Origin of the sequence: Roseixanthobacter liquoris, assembly GCF_043195135.2 — a bacterium.
Classification (GTDB): Bacteria; Pseudomonadota; Alphaproteobacteria; order Rhizobiales; family Xanthobacteraceae; genus NCEH01.
The window spans coordinates 1,206,227-1,227,019 of the sequence record NZ_CM195537.1 but is presented as its reverse complement, the minus strand read 5'-3'; the positions used below and the strand labels follow the sequence as shown (position 1 = coordinate 1,227,019).

Here is a 20,793-nt window from a genome sequence, read left to right as displayed (position 1 = left end):
GCAGGCGGGGGTGGGACGCGATCCTTATCCCCGCCGCATCGTCTGCCTCACCGAGGAGACGGTGGAGACGCTTTATCTGCTTGGCGAGGACCACCGCATCGCCGGCGTATCCGGCTATGCGGTGCGCCCGCCCCGCGTGCGCAAGGAAAAGCCCCGCGTCTCCGCCTTCGTCTCGGCGGACCTGCCGAAGATCCTGGCGCTTGAACCGGACCTGGTGCTGGCCTTTTCCGATCTCCAGGCGGATATCGTCGCCGATCTCGCCCGCGCGGGGCTGGAGGTGCATGTCTTCAACCAGCGCTCCATCGACGGCATCTTCGCCATGATCGCGACCCTCGCCGCCCTTGTGGGCGCGGCCGAAAAAGGGGCCGCGCTCATCGCCGATCTGGACGCGCGGCTGGAGGCGGCCAAGGTCCGCGCCGCCGCACGCGCCGTGCGCCCCCGCGTCTATTTCGAGGAATGGGACGCGCCGATGATCTGCGGCATCGGCTGGGTGTCGCAATTGGTGGAAATCGCCGGCGGCATCGACATCTTCGCCGACCGCGCCCATGGCCGCGCGGCCCGCGATCGCTTCGTCAGCGAGGCGGAGGTGATCGCGCGGGTGCCCGACATGGTCATCGGCTCCTGGTGCGGCAAGAAGTTCAATCCCGCCCGCTTCGCCGACCGTCCGGGCTTCGACGCGCTGCCCGCCGTGCGCGCGGGGCGGCTGCACGAGATCAAGTCGAGCCTCATCCTGCAACCCGGCCCGGCGGCGCTGACCGACGGGCTGGAGGCTCTGCTGGCGCTGTTCGATGGTTTCGAACGCGAGCCGCCGCGCGCGGTCTGAGGGTTTTGATTTTGTGCATTCTCCCCCCTCACCCCAACCCTCTCCCCGTGGGGGAGAGGGGGTGACACAGCGACGGGTGGGGGCCCCACGCGCCGAAAACGCCATAAGGCCCCTCTCCCCGTGGGGGAGAGGGGGCGGCGATGCGACGGATGGGCACCTCACGCGCCGAAAAAACCATAAGCCCCCTCTCCCCGTGGGGGAGAGGGTCGGGGTGAGGGGGGCCGAGAACGGACCCGCCGCGCTCGCGCCGGCGCGCCCAAGGGAAGCCCACCGACCCCCGGAGCCGCCCCGCCGGCCACGCACGATCCCCGTCGCGGCAGGGACAAAAGCCGCGCGCGCCTTGTGGCTGCCGAATGCCGGTGCTATGCGGCGCGGATGACCGCAACGCCGCAGACCCATATCCGCAATTTTTCCATCGTCGCCCATATCGACCATGGCAAGTCCACGCTCGCCGACCGGCTGATCCAGCTCACCGGCGGCTTGAGCGAACGCGAGATGACCGAGCAGGTGCTCGACAATATGGATATCGAGCGCGAGCGCGGCATCACCATCAAGGCGCAGACCGTGCGCCTGTCCTACAAGGCCAAGGATGGGGAGACCTATATCCTCAACCTCATCGACACCCCCGGCCATGTGGACTTCGCCTATGAGGTGAACCGCTCGCTCGCCGCCGTCGAGGGTTCGCTCCTGGTGGTAGACGCCTCCCAGGGCGTCGAGGCGCAGACGCTGGCCAATGTCTATCAGGCCATCGACAACAATCACGACATCGTCCCGGTGCTCAACAAGATCGATCTGCCCGCCGCCGAACCGGAAAAGGTGAAGGCGCAGATCGAGGACGTGATCGGCATCGACGCCTCCGGCGCCATCGGCATCTCGGCGAAGACCGGCCTCAACATCGACCAGGTGCTGGAAGCCATCGTCACCCGCCTGCCGCCCCCGGTGGGCGACCGCGACGCGCCGCTGAAGGCGCTGCTGGTGGACTCCTGGTACGACACCTATCTCGGCGTCGTGGTGCTGGTGCGCGTGGTCGACGGCGTGGTGAAGAAGGGCCAGCGCATCAAGATGATGCGCACCGGCGCCGCCTATGACATGGACCGCGTCGGCGTGTTCACCCCGAAGATGGTGGCCATGGAGAGCCTCGGCCCCGGCGAGATCGGCTTTCTCACCGGCTCCATCAAGGAAGTGGCGGAAACCCGCGTCGGCGACACCATCACGGAAGAGAAGCGGCCGTGCGCGGAACCCCTGCCGGGCTTCAAGCCGGCCCAGCCGGTGGTGTTCTGCGGCCTGTTTCCGGTGGATGCGGCGGATTTCGAGGATCTGCGCGCCGCCATGGGCAAGCTGCGCCTCAACGACGCCAGCTTCTCCTTCGAGATGGAGACCTCGGCGGCGCTGGGCTTCGGCTTCCGCTGCGGGTTTCTCGGCCTGCTGCACCTGGAGATCATCCAGGAGCGGCTGGAGCGCGAATTCAACCTCGACCTGATCGCGACCGCGCCCTCCGTCATCTACGAGATGGAGATGAGCGACGGCACCACCATCGACCTGCACAATCCCGCCGACATGCCGGACGTGGTGAAGATCAAGGAAATCCGCGAGCCCTGGATCCGCGCCACCATCCTCACCCCGGACGATTATCTCGGCAGCGTGCTCAAGCTCTGCCAGGACCGGCGCGGCAATCAGATCGAGCTGACCTATGTGGGCGCGCGCGCCATGGTCACCTATGATCTGCCGCTGAACGAAGTGGTGTTCGATTTCTACGACCGGCTGAAGTCGATCTCCAAGGGCTATGCCTCGTTCGACTACAACATCACCGACTATCGCGAGGGCGACCTTGTGAAGATGTCGATCCTGGTCAATGGCGAGCCGGTGGACGCGCTCTCCATGCTGGTGCACCGCACCCGCGCCGACCATCGCGGCCGCGCCATGTGCGAGAAGCTGAAGGATCTGATTCCCCAGCATCTGTTCAACATTCCGATCCAGGCCGCCATCGGCGCCAAGGTGATCGCCCGCGAGACCATCAAGGCCCTGCGCAAGGACGTGACCGCCAAATGCTATGGCGGCGACATTTCCAGAAAGCGCAAGCTGTTGGACAAGCAGAAGGAAGGCAAGAAGAAGATGCGCCAGTTCGGGCGCGTCGAGATTCCCCAGGAAGCCTTCATCGCCGCGCTCAAGATGGACGATTGAGGCACCCGCCGACGGCGGCTTTGCCTGAGGTGCGGAAATAAGGCACCGTTCCGCGCCGGGATCAGCCCGGCGACAGGAGGATGCCATGGCGACGTTCGAAGTCTACAAGGACAAAGCGGGCGAATTCCGCTTCCGCTACAAGGCCTCCAACGGCGAGGTCATGTTCGCGTCCGAGGGCTATAAGGCGAAGGCCTCGGCGCTGGCCGCCATCGATTCCATCAAGAAGAATGTGCCGGGCGCGAAGGTGGACGACACGACCGTCGCCTCCTGAGCCACACGGCCCGGTCGGCCCTGCGCACCCGCGCCACCTGAACGGGAAAACGCGCCCGGAAACAATATGTTGCGCCGGACGCACGTTTGTCATGCCGGGATGCTACGTGCGGCAGGTCGCCCGGGGGGGCCGGCCGTCGGGGATGCTCGGGAGGGGGGCGCCCGTGCCTGTGCGCACGGGGGCAGGTCCTGTGCGTCCCCGCGTCCGCCCGGCGGGCAACACCCAAGTCACAGCCTGGAGCGTCCGCCGGCCCGCCGTCGTCGGCGCTCCCTCACGTTCGAGGTTTTCCATGGCCGGTCCGCACACCGAAGGACACCTGATCGAACGGATCGGCTGGCTGCGCGCCGCCGTGCTCGGCGCCAATGACGGCATCGTCTCCACCGCCAGCCTGATCGTCGGCGTCGCCTCCGCCTCCGCCACCCATTCCGACATCCTGGTGGCCGGCGTCGCGGGCCTCGTCGCGGGCGCCATGTCCATGGCGGCGGGCGAATATGTGTCGGTCAGCTCCCAGTCCGACACGGAGAAGGCCGACCTCGCGCGCGAGACCGCCGAACTCAAGGCCGATCCCATCGCCGAGCGGCGCGAACTCGCCGCCATCTATATCAATCGCGGGCTGGAGCCGGCTTTGGCCCACCAGGTGGCCGAGCAATTGATGGCGCGCGACCCGCTCGAAGCCCATGCGCGCGACGAGCTGGGCATTTCCGAATTCACCACCGCCCGGCCGATCCAGGCCGCGCTCACCTCCGCCGCCTCGTTCGCGGTCGGCGCCATCCTGCCGTTGCTGATGGCCGTGGTGACCCCCGCCGGGCTCCAGGTGCCGGTGGTGGCGGGCGCCTCGCTGGTGTTCCTTGCCGTGCTGGGCGCCGTCGCCGCCAAGGCCGGCGGCGCCGAAGTGGTGCGCGCCACCGCGCGCGTCACCTTCTGGGGCGCGATCGCCATGGCCGCCACCGCCGGCATCGGCGCGCTCTTCGGCACCGTGGTCTGACGCGGATCGGTCTAAAGCCGACAGGTCTAAAGCCGACAGGTCTGAAACGAGAGCGGCGGGCGCATCGGCCCGCCGTCCCTCACGGCATCAGGCGGCGCGCCAGCACGAACAGCACGCCCGCCGTCACCAGCGAGGGCAAGGTCGCGCCGAGGTCGGGGAGAAAGGCCGTCACCGCATGGAAGGTGACGATGCCGATGCCCCAGGACAGGATGCCGGCGATGTTCCACCCGCCGGAAAACCAATAGGCGCCGCGCACGCGGGTGATCTCGTCCACCGCGACGCGGCGCTTGCGCACGATGAAATGGTCCGCCAGCACCACGCCGAACAGCGGCGCGAACACCGAGCCGATCAGCAGCAGGAAGCCTTCATACTGGGCCAGCGGCACCAGCAAGGCGATCAGCGTGCACAGGGCGCCGAAGCCGAGCGCGAGATGCGGCACCGCCAGCGGCACCAAGGTGCCGGTGGAGACGGCCGCCGAATGGATGTCGGCGAAGGCGTTGTCGGTTTCGTCCAGCAGGATCAGCAGCAGCGCGAAGCCGCCGCCGGCGCTCGCCAGCGCCACCACGATGGTGCCCTCCCCACCCGAGGCCAGGGCATAGGCGGCGCCGAGCCCGTAGAACCAGATGTTGGCCACCAGATAGCCGAGCGCGCCGCCCCGGAACATGCTGCCGGAGGACTTGCCGAAGCGGGTATAATCGGAAATCAGCGGCAGCCAGGACAGCGGCATGGCCACCACCAGGTCGATGGCGCCGCCGAAGCTCATCTCGCCGGTGCCGGCCTTGGCGAACAGCGCGGCGAGATCGTAATTCGCCATCAGCCGCCAGGTCAGCCACACCGCCGCGCCGAGCAGCAGATAGAGGCCCCAGGCACGCAAAAACCGCCGCACGAACGACACCGGCCCCATCACCGCGATGGCGGTGGCGAGCACGCCGAACAGCAAGGTCCACACGCCCGGCAGCGAGAAGCCGAACGCCTGCTTGGACAAGGCTTCCGCCGCCTCGCCCATGATGATGATCTCGAACGCGCCCCAGCCCACCAATTGCACCATGTTGATGAGCGTCGGCAGGATCGCGCCGCGCAACCCGAGCGCGGGGCGCAGGCTCGCCATGGCGGAGAGCCCGGAATCGGAGCCGATCACCCCGACGGCGGCGAGCAGGATCACCCCGAGCACGGTGCCGGCGATGATTGCGAGAAACGCCGTGCCGAGGCTCAGCGCGGGAACCAGCAGCGCGCCGGCCTGGAGCACCAGCAGGCCGATGCCGAGGCTGAACCAGAGGGCGAAGGCATCCGAGCCGGAGAAGACCCGCCGATGGGCGGGCACGGGCGTCAAGGGATCATAGGTGGTCGCGGCGGATTCCATCGGGTCACTCAACGGCGCTGGCGCAGCCGGCCCGTTCGAAGGCCGGCGCGGAGGATTGGACCGCGGCACCTGAGGCTTTGCGGAGTCCGCTCCATCTAAAGCGCGTTTCCCATCGAGGGAAGCGGGCATCCGCCGTATTGCGGGATTTCGCAGCCTCGGGCATGGACGACCTCTGGTCCGGTTCCAGGTCCGGTTCCAGGTCCGGCTCCAAGGCCGTCGCCTTTCATGGCTGGCGCCCGTGCGGAAGAGCATCGTCATCCACGGGCTCGTCCCGGCCATGACGCGCAAAGACGCCGGCCTTCAGAAGCCGGCCTTCAGAAGAAAGAAAAGCGCGCGCGCGTGCCGTGAGGCGCCTCGACGATGCGCCCCGCCGCCCCCCGCCGCCGAATGTCGATGGGGCCTAATCCAGGTCCAGGTGAACCGGCAGCATCTCCAATTGCTCCCGCACTTCCCGCGCGGTCGCCATCATCAGCCGCATGCGCCGCTTCTGCATGCGCGCGACGTCGGTTTCGCGCGCCCGGCTCTGTTCGAGAATGACGAAAAACTCGTGCTCGACGGTCGGGAACGTGTGCTTGATGCGGAAGTCCACGGCGCCGAGGGCGTGCAGTTCCTCGATGATCAGCACGAAGCTGCTGGGCGTGAAGCACCAGGCGTGGCAGTCCACATAGTCTTCGTTCTCCGGGTCGCTCTGCTCCCGGAACACCCCGTAGGATTGCCAGATCGGGCATCCCGAGAAGCTCGGCGTCCCGAGTGGACCGGGCGCCCAGGCCACGCGGCCGTCGCTATTGACCACCGAGGTCTCGTATTCGAACCGGGTGGCGCGGCTGTGCTTGGTGAGGCCCAGGCGATTGGCTTCGAGCCAGCCCGCCGTGGTGCTGAGCGGGCGGAAGAAATCGAAGCACCAGCGCTTGTCGGGCACAGCGAGCGCGATCACCGCGCCCGGCTTCAGCAGGATCGCCAGCGAGCGCAGGAACGCGATGGGGTCCGGGATATGTTCGAGCACATGGCTGGCGATGCAGGCATCGAACGCGCCGTGATAGACCTTGGGGATGGCGTCCACCATCGGGCCGCCGCGCCACACGAAGTCCACGCGCTCGATGCGCGAGACGTCCACGTCCACATGGTTGCGGTATTTCTCCCGCAATTCCTGTTCGCTGGCGTGATCGATGGAATAGACGTTCCATCCCTCTTCCCGGCTGCATACGGGACGAAACAGCGGCCCGATCTCGAGCACGCGCATGCTCTTGTCGATGCCGTAAAGCAGCTTTTCTGAACGATCCATCCGGCCCTCAAGGACGCCGCGCGCGCACCGGTCCCCGCCGTGCGCCGCGACAGTTCAAACGTCGCCCGTGGGGCGGCGGACCATCGCCGCCGCCTGAGGGCGCCGGGTCAGCTGCACCGCACGTAGACCATGGTGCCGTAGCGCTTGGAGACTTCCGGGTCCACCCATTTGAGCACCAGCACCTGGCCATCCCAGCGCAGCACCTGGCGGTCGCGCTCGCCGCCGGCGGGATCCTCGGGCGGCCCGATGAAGGTGGGGCCGCCGGCCGCCTTGGAGACCAGCTCGGTGAGCTTGTTGTCGTCGGCGAGATACATCATCACGCCGCCATTGGGACCGGCGGTGATGACATAGGGATTGCTGCATTGCGCGCGCGCCTGGGTCTCGGTGCGGGCGGCGTCCTCGGGGCGGTGGAACGCGGCGAGGCCGTAGCGGCCGACCAGGCTGGCGGCGGGAATCGGGCTGGTATATTGCGGCGCCGCCGGCGGGGGCGGCTCGCTCGGGCCGGTGGCGCAGGCGCCGAGCCCGAGGCCGCCGATGACGGCGGCGACCATGCCGAGGCGATAGAAGGAGATGGCGGAACGGCGAACAGGGCCGGTGTCGCAGGCATCCCCGGCGACGGACCGAACTGCGGACTGAGACATTCACAAACTCCGAGGCGAGAGCTTACTCGAATACGGCAACCCGCATGCGGCACCGCGCCCGTCGGGGAAACAGGGCGAGGCGCAACCATAAAGCCTGTTCGTCGCGGCGTCGATGCTTGGCCCTGCACACAAATTCGCGTCGCCGCCGCCCCGGCATGCTCTGGATGTCACTTTATGCGGCCATCTCTTACACATTGGTAAGTCCACCTGCCTTGACGCGCGGGCGGCGGCTCCTTATCTCCGGCCGGGATTGGCACTCCCATCGCGCGAGTGCCAAAGACCGCGGGCCTCCGGCCCGCTCCAATACCAAGAGGATCATGCCCATGTCCTTCCGCCCTTTGCATGACCGCGTGGTCGTGAAGCGCATCGAAGCCGAGCAGAAGACCGCCGGCGGAATCATCATCCCCGACACCGCCAAGGAAAAGCCCCAGGAGGGCGAGGTCGTGGCCGTGGGCCCCGGCGCCCGCGATGAAAGCGGCAAGGTGGTCGCGCTCGACGTGAAGGCGGGTGACCGCGTTCTGTTCGGCAAATGGTCCGGCACCGAAGTGAAGGTGGACGGCCAGGACCTGCTCATCATGAAGGAAAGCGACATCCTCGGCGTCATCGCCTGAAGGTTCGCCCTTTCGCTTCCCTCGCATTAATTATTCAGGAGACGGCACATGGCTGCCAAGGACGTAAAATTTTCCGGCGATGCCCGCGAGAAGATGCTGCGCGGCGTTGATATCCTCGCCAATGCGGTGAAGGTGACGCTCGGCCCCAAGGGCCGCAACGTCGTGATCGAGAAGAGCTTCGGCGCCCCCCGCATCACCAAGGACGGCGTGACCGTCGCCAAGGAAATCGAGCTGGAAGACAAGTTCGAGAACCTCGGCGCCCAGCTGGTGCGCGAAGTCGCCTCCAAGACCAATGACCTCGCCGGCGACGGCACCACCACCGCCACGGTGCTCGCCCAGGCGATCGTGAAGGAAGGCGCCAAGTCGGTCGCCGCCGGCATGAACCCGATGGATCTCAAGCGCGGCATCGACCTCGCCGTCGCCGCCGCCATCGCCGACATCAAGGGCCGCGCCAAGAAGGTGTCGTCCTCCGCCGAAGTGGCGCAGGTCGGCACGATTTCCGCCAACGGCGATTCGTCCATCGGCGAGATGATCGCCGGCGCCATGCAGCGCGTGGGCAATGAAGGCGTCATCACGGTCGAGGAAGCCAAGACCGCCGAGACCGAGCTCGAAGTCGTCGAAGGCATGCAGTTCGACCGCGGCTATCTCTCTCCCTATTTCGTCACCAATGCGGAGAAGATGATCGCCGACCTCGAAGATCCCTACATCCTGATCTTCGAGAAGAAGCTCTCCGGCCTGCAGCCGATCCTGCCCGTGCTCGAAGCCGTCGTTCAGTCCGGCAAGCCGCTGGTGATCGTGGCCGAGGACGTGGAAGGCGAGGCGCTCGCCACCCTGGTGGTGAACAAGCTGCGCGGCGGCCTCAAGGTCGCGGCCGTGAAGGCCCCCGGCTTCGGCGATCGCCGCAAGGCCATGCTGGAGGATATCGCCATCCTCACCGGCGGCCAGGTGATCTCGGAAGACCTCGGCATCAAGCTTGAGAACGTGACGCTGGCCCAGCTCGGCCGCGCCAAGAAGGTCATCCTGGAAAAGGAAAAGACCACGATCGTGGACGGCGTCGGCGAGAAGGCCGAGATCGAAGCCCGCGTGAACCAGATCAAGGCGCAGATCGAGGAAACCACCTCGGACTACGACCGTGAGAAGCTCCAGGAGCGTCTGGCCAAGCTCGCGGGCGGCGTTGCCGTGATCCGCGTCGGCGGTTCGACCGAAGTGGAAGTGAAGGAAAAGAAGGACCGCGTCGACGACGCCCTGAACGCCACCCGCGCCGCGGTGGAAGAAGGCATCGTGCCCGGCGGCGGCATCGCCCTCCTGCGCGCCAAGAAGGCCGTCGAGGCGCTGACCTCCGACAATTCCGACATCACCGCCGGCATCAAGATCGTGCTGCGCGCGCTTGAAGCCCCGATCCGCCAGATCGCCGAGAATTCCGGCGTGGAAGGCTCGATCGTGGTCGGCAAGGTGCTGGAATCCAACGACGCCAACTTCGGCTTCAACGCCCAGAGCGAAGAATATGTGGACATGATCCAGGCCGGTATCGTCGATCCGGCCAAGGTCGTGCGCACCGCGCTCCAGGATGCGGCCTCCATCGCCGCCCTGATCGTCACCACCGAAGCCCTCATCGCCGAGCTGCCCAAGAAGGACAGCGGCATGCCCGCCATGCCCGGCGGCGGCATGGGTGGCATGGGCGGCATGGACTTCTGAGGACGTCCAGCCGACCAAAACGTTGAGGTGGGAAGCCGGCAACGCCGGCTTCCGGGCGGCATGGACTTCTGAGGAAGTCCAGCCGACCAAGGGTTTAAGGGGAAAGGGCGTGGCGCAAGCCGCGCCCTTTTTCTTTGGAGAGCGCGTCGGGCGCTTGGCGCTGATGCCAGCTGCCCCCTCCCTGACCTCTCCGAACCTTCCCCCTCCCTAACCCTCCCCCGCAAGCGGGAGAGGGAACTGGGGAGCAGGCAGAGGCGCGGGGGGCGGATCCGGGGTTTAGGGGAACGGCCTCAGCGTGAAAGCGCGGCGCACCCCCTCTCCCGCTTGCGGGGGAGGGCTGGGGAGGGGGAATAGCCGGAGGGGTTGAGGAGAGCGACGCAAGCGCCCCGCGCCGCTCAATAGCCCACCGTAAAGCGTGCCCGCACGCCCCGTCAGCTCCTCCTGACCTCTCCGAACCTTCCCCCTCCCTAACTGTCGTTTCCAAGAAGGTTGTTCAGCCTTTTCCAAGGTGGCAGTCCGCCGAGAGCGGTGTGGGGTCTGGAGAGATTGTAGGTGTCTGCCCAGGTGTGGGCGGCGGCCGCCCGTTCCCTTGAGGAGCAATAGGGCCTGGCGTAGGCCCACTCGCGCAGGGATGTCTGGATGAAGCGCTCGGCCTTGCCGTTAGTGCGCGGGGTGTAGGGGCGGGTGCGGACGTGACGGGCGCCGGCGTCCCGCAAGGCATCGGCGAATAGCCTGGAGCGATAGGCCGAGCCGTTGTCGGTCATCACCCGCTGGACGGTGATGCCGTGGCGGGCATACCAGGCCAGGGCCCGCCGCAGGAAGCCGGTGGCATCCTCGCGCCCCAGGCTCGGCAGCAGCTCGACATAGGCCAGGCGCGAGGCGTCATCGACGGCGACGTGCAGGTGTTCGTAACCGATCCCCCGGGCCCGGTGATGGCCCGCATGCTGGCCGGTGATGCGGTGGCCGATCCCATCGATCCGGCCCAGGCTCTTGATGTCCATGTGGATAAGTTCGCCGGGCGCCGCCTTCTCGTAGCGGACGACCACAGGTTTGGGGTCCAGCGCCGAGAGCCGGCCCAGTCCCAAGCGCCGCAGGACCGCCCCAACCGTGGAGCGCGCCATGCCGAGCAAGGCTGCGATCTGGGGGCCGCTCATGCGCTGGCGCCGGAGCCGCTCGATCTCGGCCACCCGCCCTGCCGGCGTGGCACGGGGACATCGGCGGGGCGCCGAGCTGCGGTCACAATGCCGGCCCGCGCCCCCTCGCCGATGCCGGCCCAGCCACTTGTAGGCCGTTCGCACCGATACACCAGCAGCGGCCGCCGCCGACCGTACGCGCCAGCCCGTCTCTATCCGATCCACAAGCAGGGCTCGACCCGACGGTGTCAGCCGGGCATTCTTATGAACGTTCATCCGGGAAGCTCCGGCTCAGGGTTGGTTGGCTCGCAACCCCAGCTTCTCAGCCAAGCTCCGGATGAACAACCTTCATAGCTTCGACACCTAACCCTCCCCCGCAAGCGGGAGAGGGGAATGGACGCTCTGCCCGCCCGCAAAGCGGGAGAGGGGATTGGACGCTCTGCCTGACCGCAAAGCGGGAGAGGGGATGAGAGGCTCTCACCTGACCCGCGAGCGGGAGAGGGATTGGTGGTTCATGCGAAAAGCCGAGCCACAAAGCGCGGTGCACCCCCTCTCCCGCTTGCGGGGGAGGGCTGGGGAGGGGGAAGCTTAAAGCCGGGCTGAGAGCGAACGCCGGAACGCCCGCTCAATAGCCCACCGTAAAGCGCGCCCGCACATGGCGCGGATGCTCAATCTCGTCCACCAGCGCCACGGCGAAATCCTCGTAGCTGATGAAGCTGCGGCCGGAGGCCGAGGTCAAAAGCGTGTCCGTCCCCAGGCGGAAGACACCGGTGCGCTCACCCGGCACGAATTCCGCAGACGGGGAGAGGAAGGTCCATTCCAGCGCATCCTCGCCCTTCAGCAAATCCAGGAACGCGCCGCCGGCCTTGGCCTCGGCGAGATAGATCGCGGGAAACTCCGGGATATCGTAGAGCGCGACGCCCGGCGCGACCTCCAGGCTGCCGGCGCCACCCACCACCAGATAGCGCCGCACCCCGGCGGCCTTCACCGCCGCGATCAGGGCGCCCGCGTCCACATCGGTGAAATGGATCGAACTGACCACCGCATCGTGCCCCTTGAGCAGCGGCGCCAGCGTTTCGACCCGGCCGGCATCGCCCGCCACGGCGGTGACGCCCGGCGCGGCGGGAATGCGGGAGGGGTCCCGCGCGATGGCCGTGACCTGATGGCCGCGCGCGGCCAGTTCGTGGAGGATGCGTGAACCCACGGCGCCCGAGGCGCCCACCAGAGCGATTTTCATCTTCAAGTCTCCATTGCCCGGCTAAACCAGGTATCCAATGGAAACTAGATGCTATAAATGCATCAAAGGCGAAAGAAGGCACTTTCCGGTCATCTGGTTTCCCCGATGAAACCCCGCGCGAGGCATCCATGCTGCACGACCATGTCGAGGGAAATCCGTTCCAGGCCGACTGCCCCACGCGCCGCATTCTCGACCGCATCGCCGACAAATGGACGGTGCTCATCCTCAGCATCGTGGCGGCGCGGCCGACCCGCTTCAACGCCTTGCGCCGACAGGTGGAAGGGCTTTCGCAGAAGGTGCTGTCGCAGACCCTGAAGGGCCTGGAGCGCGACGGCCTCGTCACCCGCCGCGCCTTCGCCACCGTGCCGGTGACCGTGGAATATGCCATCACCCCGCTCGGCGCGTCGCTGGCGGAAACCCTCGCGCCGCTCGCCCGCTGGGCCACCGCCCACATGGACGAGATCGCCAGCGCCCAGGCCGCGTTCGACCGGCGCGGCACGGAGCCCGGCGCGGCCGCCTGAACGGCACCCCTCACCGGCCCTGGCGCGCCCGATAGCCGACGAAGCCGCCGTCGGCGTCGTAGAGATAATCGAAGCCGTTGAGGAAGCGCAGGCTGGTATTGACGAACGTGCGCTCGCCCCGCTGCACCAGCACCACGCCCAGCGGCGCGAGGGGGTTCGCCACATCACCCACCGCGAAGCTATAGGCCGCCCCCGTGCCATCGGCGCCAAGCTTCACCGAAAGCGTGGCGCCCGCCGGCAGGCCGGGCCTGCCGCGCGCGTCACGCGTCACCTGCCCCTGCTGCTGGGCCGGCGGCAAGGTGACGTACATGGTGGAAACGCCGGTATCCACCAGCGCCGTGCCGCACGCCTGCGGCAGGCGCCCGTTCAGCGACAGGCAGGCCGGCGCCGCCGCCCAATCGGCGAACTCGGTGCTGCGGGCAAGCTTGGTGAAGGCGAAGCCGGCGGCCGCCTCCCCCGTCAGGCCCACCTGCACGCCGCGCTTGGTCACCACATAGCCGCGCCGCACCGCGCCGGGCTTTTCCGCATCGCCCATGCCCTCGACGGCGAGAAACGGGTTTCGATCCGGCGTGCTCTGCGCCTGATGGTCGCCCTGCCGGGCGAAGCCCACGCCGAGCATGGCGATGCCGCGCGGATCCTGACGCGGACGGCAATTGCGCGCGTTCTTCAGGCATTCCACGCGCGTCACCGCGAGCACGGGCATGGGGCGGGTCGTCACCTGCGCCCCCGTTGTGCCGGAGATCCGCACCGGCGTGACCACCCATATGCCGCTCATGATGCGGCCCGAGCTGGTATAGGTCAGCTGCCCCGGTCCGAGGCTGGGCAGGCTGGCGAGATCGGGAATCGCGGCGGCCGCCACCACGATGCCGGTGGACCCGGTGTCCATGACCGCCCGCACCGTCCGCCCGCCGAACGAGAGGCCGAGGGAGGGCGGACGCGTCATCGGCGCCCCGGAAAGCGGCGCGTCGAGATAGGGCAGGAAGGTCCCGCGCGTATAGGCGGCAAGGTCGGGCGCTTCGGCGGCGCGCGCCCCGGCCGGCGCGCCCAGCGCGGCGATCAGCGCCAGCACCCCGAGGCGACGCCTCCCCCGCGCACGCGGCGGGCACGGGAACGAAACAGAAGACCGGCACCCCATCGGCGAAGCTCCCTGGCATTCCTCTGGCCCGCCGTACCGGCCGGACCGCCCGCGCGGCGACGTCCAGGCGGCTGAAAGAAGACAATTTTCCAGACGCGGGCGCTTGCCTCGGACGCAGACTTGCCCCTTCCTGCGGGCACGATCAAGCACCGGCTTCGGAGCAGACTGATGCGGACGGAAATCACCGGCTCGACCCTTCCCGTTCTCCAGGTCACCCTTTCCGCGGGCGAAACCCTGATCGCCGAAACCGACCGCCTGTCCTGGATGACGTCCAACGTCGCCCTGCACACCACCACCGCCACCGGCGGCGCGTCGGGCCTGTTCGGCGCCATCGGGCGGGCGATCTCCGGCGGCGGCCTGTTCATGACCGAATTCACCGCCCAGGGCGGCGACGCGCTGGTGGCCTTCGCCGCCACCGTGCCGGGAAGCATCGTCGAGATCCCGGTCGCGCCGGGGCGCGGCTATCTCATCCATCGCCACGGCTTCCTGGCGGGCGCGCAGGGGCTGGAACTCGCCATGGGGTTCCAGCAATCGCTCGGCGCCGGCATCTTCGGCGGCGACGGCTTCATCCTGCAACGGCTTACCGGCCAAGGCACGGCGTTCGTGGAACTGGGCGGGGAGATCGTCGCCTACACGCTGGAGGCGGGCCAGCAATTGCTGGTGCATCCCGGCCATGTGGGCATGTTCGAGGAAGGCGTGGGCTTCGAGATCACCACGATCCGGGGGGTGCGCAACATGCTGTTCGGCGGCGACGGCCTGTTCCTGGCCGAGCTGACGGGGCCGGGAAAGGTGTGGCTGCAATCGCTCACCCCCTCCAAGCTCGCGCACGTGCTCCAGCCATACCTGCCGAGCGGCGAGCGGCGGTGAATCCCGGCGGCGCGCCGTATTGCGCCGCTCCCCTCAACCGTGCATCAGCGCCGTGACATGGGCGGCGGCGGAGGTGGCGAGGCCTTCCAGGTCGTAGCCGCCCTCCAGCACCGAGACCAGCCGGCCGCCCGAGCGCTTGTCGGCGATCTCCATGAGGCGCTTGGTGATCCAGGCGAAATCCGTATCCACGAGGCGCAGCGAGGCCAAAGGGTCGCGCACATGGGCGTCGAAGCCGGCGGAGATCAAGATCAGCTCGGGGGCGAAATTGTTGAGCCGCGGCAGGATGCGCGTCTCCATCGCTTCCTTGAACTTCGCGCCGTCGTCGCCCGAGCGCAGCGGCGCGTTGACGATGGTGTTGGCCGCCCCGGTCTCGCCCACCGCGCCGGAGCCGGGATAGAGCGGCATCTCGTGGGTGGAGCAATACATCACGCTGTCGTCGGCCCAGAAGATCTCCTGCGAGCCATTGCCGTGGTGGACGTCGAAATCGACGATCGCGACCCGCTTCAGGTCGTATTTGGCCTGGGCATGACGTGCGGCGATGGCCACCTGGTTCAGCAGGCAGAACCCCATGGGCCGGCGGGTCTCGCAATGGTGGCCGGGCGGGCGCATGGCGACGAAGGCGTTGTCCACCTTGCGATCCATCACCTCGTCCACCGCATAGCAGGCGCCGCCGACGGCGCGCAGCACCGCTTCCCAGCTGCCCGGCGCCATGACGGTATCGGAATCGAGGCGCACCAGCCCGCTCTCGGGCGAAGCGGCGGCGAGACCGTCCACGAAATCCTCGGGGTGGACGCGGATGATGTCCTCGCGTTCCCCGCGCGGCGCAAGCTCGCGCAGCAGAGTGGCGAATTTCTCCTGCTCAAAAATGCGGTCCAGAACCTTCAGGCGGTCCACGCGTTCGGGATGGCCGGGGGGCGTCACATGGTCGAGGCCGGCGGGATGCGTGATGAGCAGCGTGGACATTTGGCGTCAGGTCCAGGATTGTTTCTTCCCTGCCATACCATATCCAACGAACCACGGAATCATTTTGAGACGGCTCAAAGGTTGTAATTGCGCTTCATGCAGCCGCGCCGACGGCCCGGCGCCCGAGCGCGGCGAATTTTGCGGAGGCGCCGTCGAGCCGGGCGCGCCACTCCGGGTCCGGCCGCTGGCCGGCGATGGCGCCGAAATAGACCTGCATCAGGCAGGCGATGCAGAACGGTTCCCACACCGCATGGGTGAAGGCGAGCGCGCCCACGAGCGCCACCACCGCGCTGCCGGTCGAGACCGCGCCCGGCACCATCAGCACCAGCGCGCCGGCCGGCGCCAGCAGCAGCACGAAAAGGCCGAGCGCGAACAGCCCCATCAGCAGCGTCAGCACGAGCGCATTGCGCAGCACCGTCCAGGCATTCTGCGCATAGAGCACCACCGCGTCCTGGGCGGTTGACCAGGGATCCGTGGAGGCGGTGCGCAGATTATAGGCGAGGATCAATTCGTCCACGAACAGGGTGGACATGCGGATCACCGCATTGAGGAAGTTCGCGAGGGGGCCAAGGCCCGGCAGGCCCGAGACGCCCGTGACGACGCTCACCAGGGCGGTGACCGCCCCCACCGCCCCCTTGATCAGCTGGTCCAGCACGAACAGGGCATTGATCTCCAGGAACCGCGCCCGCACCACCTCCAGCGCGAAGCCGATCTGCCCGAAGCCGTGCGGCAGCGGCGCACCGTCCAGCGCCGCAACCAGCGCCGCCACATGCCCGCCCTTCAGCAGATAGACCAGATAGGCCCGCAGCCACACCCACACGACCGCGATGGAGCAGAAGCCGGCTAACGCGCCGATCAGCGCGCCCATGGCCTCCCCGTCCGGCGGCCACAGGGCGCCGATGCCCCAGCCGAGACCCGCGCCGGCGCCGATGCCGAAGGCGTAGGACACCATGACCATCGCCGAGAGGGCGAGCCGCAGCAGCAGGAACGGCCAGGTGCGCAGCACCATGGCGAAGGCTCGCAGAACCGAGAAATCCATGTCGCCCGCCCCCAGGCTCCGCGCGCGCCGGCACGCGGCCGGCAGGCGGAGCGAATGTTCCGCCAAGCCGGCGCCGGCGTCCAGCGCAATGCGCGCCGCCGCTTCAGCCCGCCGTGCGGCAGCCGTCGAGGAACAGGGACACGCAGGTGGCGATGCGCTTGCGGCTCTTGGCATCGAAGACCGGCACCGAGATCCCGAGGGTGGTGCGCCGCAGCGGCTCGTCGGCCGCCATGCTCAGGAGAATGCTGGCGGCGGTGAAGGGATCGTCGAGGGTGATCAGCCCGCGCGCGCATTGGTGCGCCAGCCATTCCGCCAGGGCCTTCGTGGTGTGCAGGCGGCCATGTTCGTAGAAGGCGGCGGCGACCTCGGGAAAGCGCTGGGCCTCCGCCACGCTCAGCCGATTCTGCGCGATCGCCTCGGGCGAGAGCACCAGGCGGGTGAATTCCTCCAGAATCTCGAACAGGGCCTGCGCGATCGGCACGTCGTCGGTCTCGGCCTTGATGCTCATGGTGAAGGTGTCGGCGCGGGCGCGAATGATGCCGCCCAGCAGGTCGGCCTTGCCGCCGAACAGGCGATACACGGTCTTCTTCGCCACCCCGGCGGCCTTGGCCACCTCATCGATGGTGGTGTCGGCATAGCCGCGCTCGGCGAAGGCTTGCTCCGCCGCCAGAAGCACCAGGCGGGCGGTTTCCGCGTCGGGCCGCACCTGGGGCCGGCCGCGCGGACGGCACGCCGCGGCCTCGCCGGGACAGGCGACCGGCGGCGTGGCGCGCGGCTGCTCGGCGCCCCCGGCCCGCGCGGCAGTGGGTTTGGACAAAGATTCATCTCCTCGCGGCTTGAAGCCCAGATTACTTTGGGCATATATAGGAAACGAATTCGTTTCGTAAAGCGTTACACCGCCGAGCCGCCGGATCACCGCGGCATGGTGAGGAGCAAACCCCAATGACCCGCCCGACCAATCCCGCGGAGCTGAAGGCCGAGCGCCCGGTTCCGCAAGACGAAGCCGTCCCGCAGCCGGCGGCCCCGGCTCCGGCCCCGGCGCAGCCCGCCGCGCAGGACGATCCCGACACCGGCACCACCCCGCCGCGCAGCTCCCGCAAGCGCCTGCTCGCCGGGGCCGCCCTCCTCGCCTTGCTGGCGGGCGGCGGCTATTTCGGCTGGCATTACTGGACCGTGGGCCGCTTCCAGGAATCCACCGACGATGCCTATGTGCAGGCGGATGTCGTGACCGTGGCGCCCAAGGTGGGCGGCTATATCGGCGCCGTCCTGGTGAGCGACAACGAAGCGGTGCACCAGGGCCAGGTGCTCGCCCGCATCGACGACCGCGACTATCAGGTCGCCCTCGCCCAGGCGAACGCAGACCTCGCCGGCGCCAAGGCCGACGTCGCCAATATCGAGGCCCTGCTCGACCAGCAGAAGGCCGTGATCGACGGCGCGCGCGCCACGCTCGACACCGACAAGGCCAACGAGACCTTCGCCGAGCAGGACAGCACCCGCTACAACACCCTGGCCAAGAGCGGCTTCGGCAGCTTGCAGAACGCCCAGCAGGCGACCGCCAAGATCGCCGCCGCGAAAGCCACCGTGCAGAAGGACGAGGCCGCGCTGGTGGCCGCCCAGAAGCAGGTGAACACGCTCAATGCCCAGCTCGACAAGGCCAAGGCCACCCTCGCCCACACCGAGGCGGTGCTTCAGCAGGCGCAGCTGAACCTCAGCTATACGCAGATCGTCGCCCCCGAGGACGGGGTGGTGGGCAACCGCAGCCTGCGCGTCGGCCAGTTCGTCCAGGCCGGCACCCAGCTGATGGCGCTCGTGCCCCTGCAGGGGGCCTATATCATCGCCAATTTCAAGGAAACCCAGCTCACCGACGTGCGCAAGGGCCAGACGGTGGCGATAGAGGTGGACACCTTCCCGGGGGCGGAAGTCACCGGCCATGTGGATAGCGTCGCGCCCGCCAGCGGGCAGGTGTTCGCCCTGCTGCCGCCGGACAATGCCACCGGCAATTTCACCAAGATCGTGCAACGCATCCCGGTGAAGATCACCATCGACCCGCAGAGCCCGCTGGCCGGCCGGCTGCGGCCCGGCATGTCGGTGGTGCCCACCGTGACAGTGAAGCCGGTGCCGCAGGCGACCGCCGACGCCTCTTGAGGCGCCGGCCGACGGTTCGGCGCCCGTTCCGGCGCGCCGCGTCGATGACGACCCGCGCGCGGGATCGCGTGCATTTGAATGAAGGCGCGCCCGCCGCGCCACCGGACTTTCGATCATGTCCCAGACCGCAACCTCCGCCCCCGCGCCGATGCCGGCAAAGGCCCCCGCCCGCGTCTGGATCGCGGTGATGGGCACCATGCTCGGCGCCTTCATGGCGGTGCTGAACATCCAGATCACCAATTCCTCCCTCGCCAATATCGAGGGCGGCATCGGCACGGGCGCGGACAATGGCGCCTGGATCTCCACCGCCTATCTCATCGGCGAGATCATCGTCATCCCCCTCACCGATTATCTCAGCCGGGTGTTTTCCTTCCGCCTGTTCCTGATGGTGAACGCGGCGCTGTTCCTCACCTTCTCGGCGGCCTGCGCCTTCGCGCAGAACCTCAGCCAGATGATCGTGCTGCGCGGCTTCCAGGGCTTCTGCGGCGGCGTCATGATTCCCATGGCCTTCACCTATACCCTCACCAAGCTGCCGAAGCCGCAGCAGCCGGTGGGCATGGCCATGTTCGCGCTCACCGCGACCTTCGCCCCCGCCATCGGCCCGACCATCGGCGGCTATCTGACCGAGAATTACGGCTGGCAGTACATCTTCTTCATCAATCTCGTGCCCGGCGCCGCCATGCTCACCGCGCTGTTCTTCACGCTCGACCGCGAGCCCATGAATCTCCCCCTGTTGAAGGAGGGCGACTGGTTCGGCATCGGCACCATGGCAATCGGGCTCGCGGCGCTGCAAACCGTGCTGGAGGAAGGCAATAAGAACGACTGGTTCGGCTCGCCCTTCATCACCCGCATGGCCCTGGTGGCGGCGGTGTTCCTCACCTTGTTCCTGATCATCGAGTTCCGCGTGAAGAAGCCCGCGGTGAACCTGCGCGTGCTCGCGGACCGCAATTTCGCCCTCGGAACGGTCGCCAACGTGATGGTGGGATTTGCCCTCTACGGCTCGGTGTTCGTCCTGCCGCAATATCTCGGGCAGGTGCAGGGCTATAATTCCGAGCAGATCGGCTCGGTGATGGCCTGGGTCGGCCTGCCGCAGCTGGTCCTGATCCCGCTCGTGCCCATGCTGCTGAAGCGGGTGGATGCGCGCTTCGTGGTGTTCGCGGGGCTGGTGATCTTCGCCATCAGCTGCTTCATGAACACCCATATGAGCGTCGATTATGCCGGCGACCAATTGTTCTGGCCCAATATCGTGCGCGCCGTCGGCCAGGCGGTGATCCTGGCGCCGCTGAGCGGCATCGCCATGCGCAATATCGCGCGGGCGGACAGCGCGGCGGCCTCGGGCATCTTCAACATGCTGCGCAACCTCGGCGGGGCGGTGGGCACTGCGGTGCTCGCCACCATCGTGACCAAGCGCGAGCAGTTCCACTCCAACCTCATCGGCCAGTCGGTGACGGAATTCGGCGGCGCGGTGCGCGACCGGCTGGCGGTGATGCAGACCTATTTCATGCAGCACGGCATCCCGGACATGGACGCGGCGCACCACCAGGCGATCATCTATCTCGGCAACATCGTCAAGCGGCAGGCGCTGGTGATGAGCTACAGCGACACCTTCGCCATCATCGGCGTGGTGCTGCTGGTGGCGGCGGGGGCGGTGATCCTCACCGGCAAGGGCTCGGGCGGCGGGGCGGCGGCCGGGGCGCACTGAGCCGCGCGGGCGGCGATGCCCGGGCGGATCGCAAGCGACGGCGGAAGGCCCGGGCGCCCGGCATCGCGTGAGGGCGGCGGGCTCCAGTGGAAGACATCGTCATGCACCGGCTCGTCCCGGCCATGACGCATGACGGGCGATGAACGAAAGACGCAGGAAGAACGGCGCGCACCGGCTTTCGGATGCTCCCGCCGCGCTGATG

At 67.9% G+C, this 20,793-nt stretch carries 19 protein-coding genes; 10 read left to right on the top strand and 9 right to left on the bottom strand.

The window, feature by feature from the left end:
- Positions 1-10: 10 nt before the first annotated feature.
- The 4 genes from V5F84_RS05540 (at position 11) to V5F84_RS05525 (ending at position 4,260) form a co-directional block, all read left to right on the top strand.
- Positions 11-823, top strand: a complete 813-nt coding sequence (locus V5F84_RS05540) for a cobalamin-binding protein (RefSeq protein ID WP_394042436.1) — start codon at positions 11-13, stop codon at positions 821-823.
- A gap of 375 nt (positions 824-1,198) precedes the next feature.
- Positions 1,199-3,004 carry a translation elongation factor 4 gene (gene lepA, locus V5F84_RS05535; RefSeq protein ID WP_394042437.1) on the top strand — a complete coding sequence of 602 codons (1,806 nt, stop codon included), beginning with the start codon at positions 1,199-1,201 and terminating at the stop codon, positions 3,002-3,004.
- A gap of 85 nt (positions 3,005-3,089) precedes the next feature.
- On the top strand, positions 3,090-3,275 hold the full coding sequence (locus V5F84_RS05530) for a YegP family protein (RefSeq protein ID WP_394042438.1): 186 nt from the start codon (positions 3,090-3,092) through the stop codon (positions 3,273-3,275).
- Between the two features lie 289 nt (positions 3,276-3,564).
- Entirely contained in the window at positions 3,565-4,260 is a 696-nt protein-coding gene (locus V5F84_RS05525; RefSeq protein ID WP_394042439.1) for a VIT1/CCC1 transporter family protein, read from the top strand.
- Positions 4,261-4,339: 79 nt separating this feature from the next.
- Here V5F84_RS05525 and cytX read toward each other — a convergent pair whose 3' ends face one another.
- The 3 genes from cytX to V5F84_RS05510 form a co-directional block, all read right to left on the bottom strand.
- Positions 4,340-5,620, bottom strand: coding sequence for a putative hydroxymethylpyrimidine transporter CytX (gene cytX / locus V5F84_RS05520; RefSeq protein WP_394042440.1), 1,281 nt, complete (start codon positions 5,618-5,620; stop codon positions 4,340-4,342).
- Between the two features lie 400 nt (positions 5,621-6,020).
- A complete protein-coding gene (locus tag V5F84_RS05515) occupies positions 6,021-6,902 on the bottom strand; it encodes a class I SAM-dependent methyltransferase (RefSeq protein WP_394042441.1) in 882 nt (293 codons plus the stop codon).
- Positions 6,903-7,009: 107 nt separating this feature from the next.
- On the bottom strand, positions 7,010-7,543 hold the full coding sequence (locus V5F84_RS05510) for a hypothetical protein (protein WP_394042442.1): 534 nt from the start codon (positions 7,541-7,543) through the stop codon (positions 7,010-7,012).
- Between the two features lie 323 nt (positions 7,544-7,866).
- Here V5F84_RS05510 and groES point away from each other — a divergent pair, with 323 nt between their 5' ends.
- Together groES and groL are read left to right on the top strand one after the other, a co-directional pair.
- Positions 7,867-8,154, top strand: coding sequence for a co-chaperone GroES (groES, locus tag V5F84_RS05505; protein ID WP_348844055.1), 288 nt, complete (start codon positions 7,867-7,869; stop codon positions 8,152-8,154).
- A 48-nt stretch (positions 8,155-8,202) separates the two neighbouring features.
- Positions 8,203-9,849: a chaperonin GroEL gene (gene groL / locus V5F84_RS05500; protein ID WP_394042443.1), complete on the top strand. Its 1,647-nt coding sequence runs from the start codon at positions 8,203-8,205 to the stop codon at positions 9,847-9,849.
- Between the two features lie 467 nt (positions 9,850-10,316).
- On the opposite strand, the gene V5F84_RS05495 is transcribed toward groL, so the two are convergent.
- Both V5F84_RS05495 and V5F84_RS05490 read right to left on the bottom strand, forming a co-directional pair.
- Positions 10,317-11,258, bottom strand: a complete 942-nt coding sequence (locus V5F84_RS05495) for an IS481 family transposase (protein ID WP_509277113.1) — start codon at positions 11,256-11,258, stop codon at positions 10,317-10,319.
- Positions 11,259-11,607: 349 nt separating this feature from the next.
- Positions 11,608-12,219, bottom strand: coding sequence for an NAD(P)-dependent oxidoreductase (locus V5F84_RS05490; protein ID WP_394043718.1), 612 nt, complete (start codon positions 12,217-12,219; stop codon positions 11,608-11,610).
- Between the two features lie 128 nt (positions 12,220-12,347).
- Between V5F84_RS05490 and V5F84_RS05485 the strand changes: the two genes are divergently transcribed.
- Positions 12,348-12,740, top strand: coding sequence for a winged helix-turn-helix transcriptional regulator (locus V5F84_RS05485; RefSeq protein WP_394043717.1), 393 nt, complete (start codon positions 12,348-12,350; stop codon positions 12,738-12,740).
- A 10-nt stretch (positions 12,741-12,750) separates the two neighbouring features.
- Here V5F84_RS05485 and V5F84_RS05480 read toward each other — a convergent pair whose 3' ends face one another.
- Positions 12,751-13,809 carry a hypothetical protein gene (locus V5F84_RS05480; protein ID WP_394043716.1) on the bottom strand — a complete coding sequence of 353 codons (1,059 nt, stop codon included), beginning with the start codon at positions 13,807-13,809 and terminating at the stop codon, positions 12,751-12,753.
- Between the two features lie 234 nt (positions 13,810-14,043).
- Between V5F84_RS05480 and V5F84_RS05475 the strand changes: the two genes are divergently transcribed.
- Positions 14,044-14,742 (top strand): TIGR00266 family protein, encoded by a 699-nt coding sequence (locus V5F84_RS05475; RefSeq protein ID WP_394043715.1) that lies wholly within the window; start codon positions 14,044-14,046, stop codon positions 14,740-14,742.
- A 33-nt stretch (positions 14,743-14,775) separates the two neighbouring features.
- Here V5F84_RS05475 and V5F84_RS05470 read toward each other — a convergent pair whose 3' ends face one another.
- The 3 genes from V5F84_RS05470 to V5F84_RS05460 form a co-directional block, all read right to left on the bottom strand.
- Positions 14,776-15,705 carry a histone deacetylase family protein gene (locus V5F84_RS05470; protein WP_394043714.1) on the bottom strand — a complete coding sequence of 310 codons (930 nt, stop codon included), beginning with the start codon at positions 15,703-15,705 and terminating at the stop codon, positions 14,776-14,778.
- Between the two features lie 94 nt (positions 15,706-15,799).
- Positions 15,800-16,744 (bottom strand): hypothetical protein, encoded by a 945-nt coding sequence (locus tag V5F84_RS05465; protein ID WP_394043713.1) that lies wholly within the window; start codon positions 16,742-16,744, stop codon positions 15,800-15,802.
- Between the two features lie 103 nt (positions 16,745-16,847).
- Positions 16,848-17,561 (bottom strand): TetR/AcrR family transcriptional regulator, encoded by a 714-nt coding sequence (locus tag V5F84_RS05460; protein WP_394043712.1) that lies wholly within the window; start codon positions 17,559-17,561, stop codon positions 16,848-16,850.
- 125 nt (positions 17,562-17,686) lie between these two features.
- Between V5F84_RS05460 and V5F84_RS05455 the strand changes: the two genes are divergently transcribed.
- Both V5F84_RS05455 and V5F84_RS05450 read left to right on the top strand, forming a co-directional pair.
- Positions 17,687-18,889: an HlyD family secretion protein gene (locus V5F84_RS05455; RefSeq protein ID WP_394043711.1), complete on the top strand. Its 1,203-nt coding sequence runs from the start codon at positions 17,687-17,689 to the stop codon at positions 18,887-18,889.
- Between the two features lie 115 nt (positions 18,890-19,004).
- Complete coding sequence (locus V5F84_RS05450) at positions 19,005-20,591, top strand: MDR family MFS transporter (protein WP_394043710.1); 1,587 nt, start codon at positions 19,005-19,007, stop codon at positions 20,589-20,591.
- Positions 20,592-20,793 lie beyond the last annotated feature (202 nt).

Excerpts from the sequence above, each read along its gene's own strand:
- lepA (WP_394042437.1), top strand. The coding sequence starts at position 1,199 with ATGACCGCAACGCCGCAGACCCATATCCGCAATTTTTCCATCGTCGCC.
- V5F84_RS05530 (WP_394042438.1), top strand. The coding sequence starts at position 3,090 with ATGGCGACGTTCGAAGTCTACAAGGACAAAGCGGGCGAATTCCGCTTC.
- V5F84_RS05525 (WP_394042439.1), top strand. The coding sequence starts at position 3,565 with ATGGCCGGTCCGCACACCGAAGGACACCTGATCGAACGGATCGGCTGG.
- cytX (WP_394042440.1), bottom strand. The coding sequence starts at position 5,620 with ATGGAATCCGCCGCGACCACCTATGATCCCTTGACGCCCGTGCCCGCC.
- V5F84_RS05515 (WP_394042441.1), bottom strand. The coding sequence starts at position 6,902 with ATGGATCGTTCAGAAAAGCTGCTTTACGGCATCGACAAGAGCATGCGC.
- V5F84_RS05510 (WP_394042442.1), bottom strand. The coding sequence starts at position 7,543 with ATGTCTCAGTCCGCAGTTCGGTCCGTCGCCGGGGATGCCTGCGACACC.
- groES (WP_348844055.1), top strand. The coding sequence starts at position 7,867 with ATGTCCTTCCGCCCTTTGCATGACCGCGTGGTCGTGAAGCGCATCGAA.
- groL (WP_394042443.1), top strand. The coding sequence starts at position 8,203 with ATGGCTGCCAAGGACGTAAAATTTTCCGGCGATGCCCGCGAGAAGATG.
- V5F84_RS05495 (WP_509277113.1), bottom strand. The coding sequence starts at position 11,258 with ATGAACGTTCATAAGAATGCCCGGCTGACACCGTCGGGTCGAGCCCTG.
- V5F84_RS05490 (WP_394043718.1), bottom strand. The coding sequence starts at position 12,219 with ATGAAAATCGCTCTGGTGGGCGCCTCGGGCGCCGTGGGTTCACGCATC.
- V5F84_RS05485 (WP_394043717.1), top strand. The coding sequence starts at position 12,348 with ATGCTGCACGACCATGTCGAGGGAAATCCGTTCCAGGCCGACTGCCCC.
- V5F84_RS05475 (WP_394043715.1), top strand. The coding sequence starts at position 14,044 with ATGCGGACGGAAATCACCGGCTCGACCCTTCCCGTTCTCCAGGTCACC.
- V5F84_RS05470 (WP_394043714.1), bottom strand. The coding sequence starts at position 15,705 with ATGTCCACGCTGCTCATCACGCATCCCGCCGGCCTCGACCATGTGACG.
- V5F84_RS05465 (WP_394043713.1), bottom strand. The coding sequence starts at position 16,744 with ATGGATTTCTCGGTTCTGCGAGCCTTCGCCATGGTGCTGCGCACCTGG.
- V5F84_RS05455 (WP_394043711.1), top strand. The coding sequence starts at position 17,687 with ATGACCCGCCCGACCAATCCCGCGGAGCTGAAGGCCGAGCGCCCGGTT.
- V5F84_RS05450 (WP_394043710.1), top strand. The coding sequence starts at position 19,005 with ATGTCCCAGACCGCAACCTCCGCCCCCGCGCCGATGCCGGCAAAGGCC.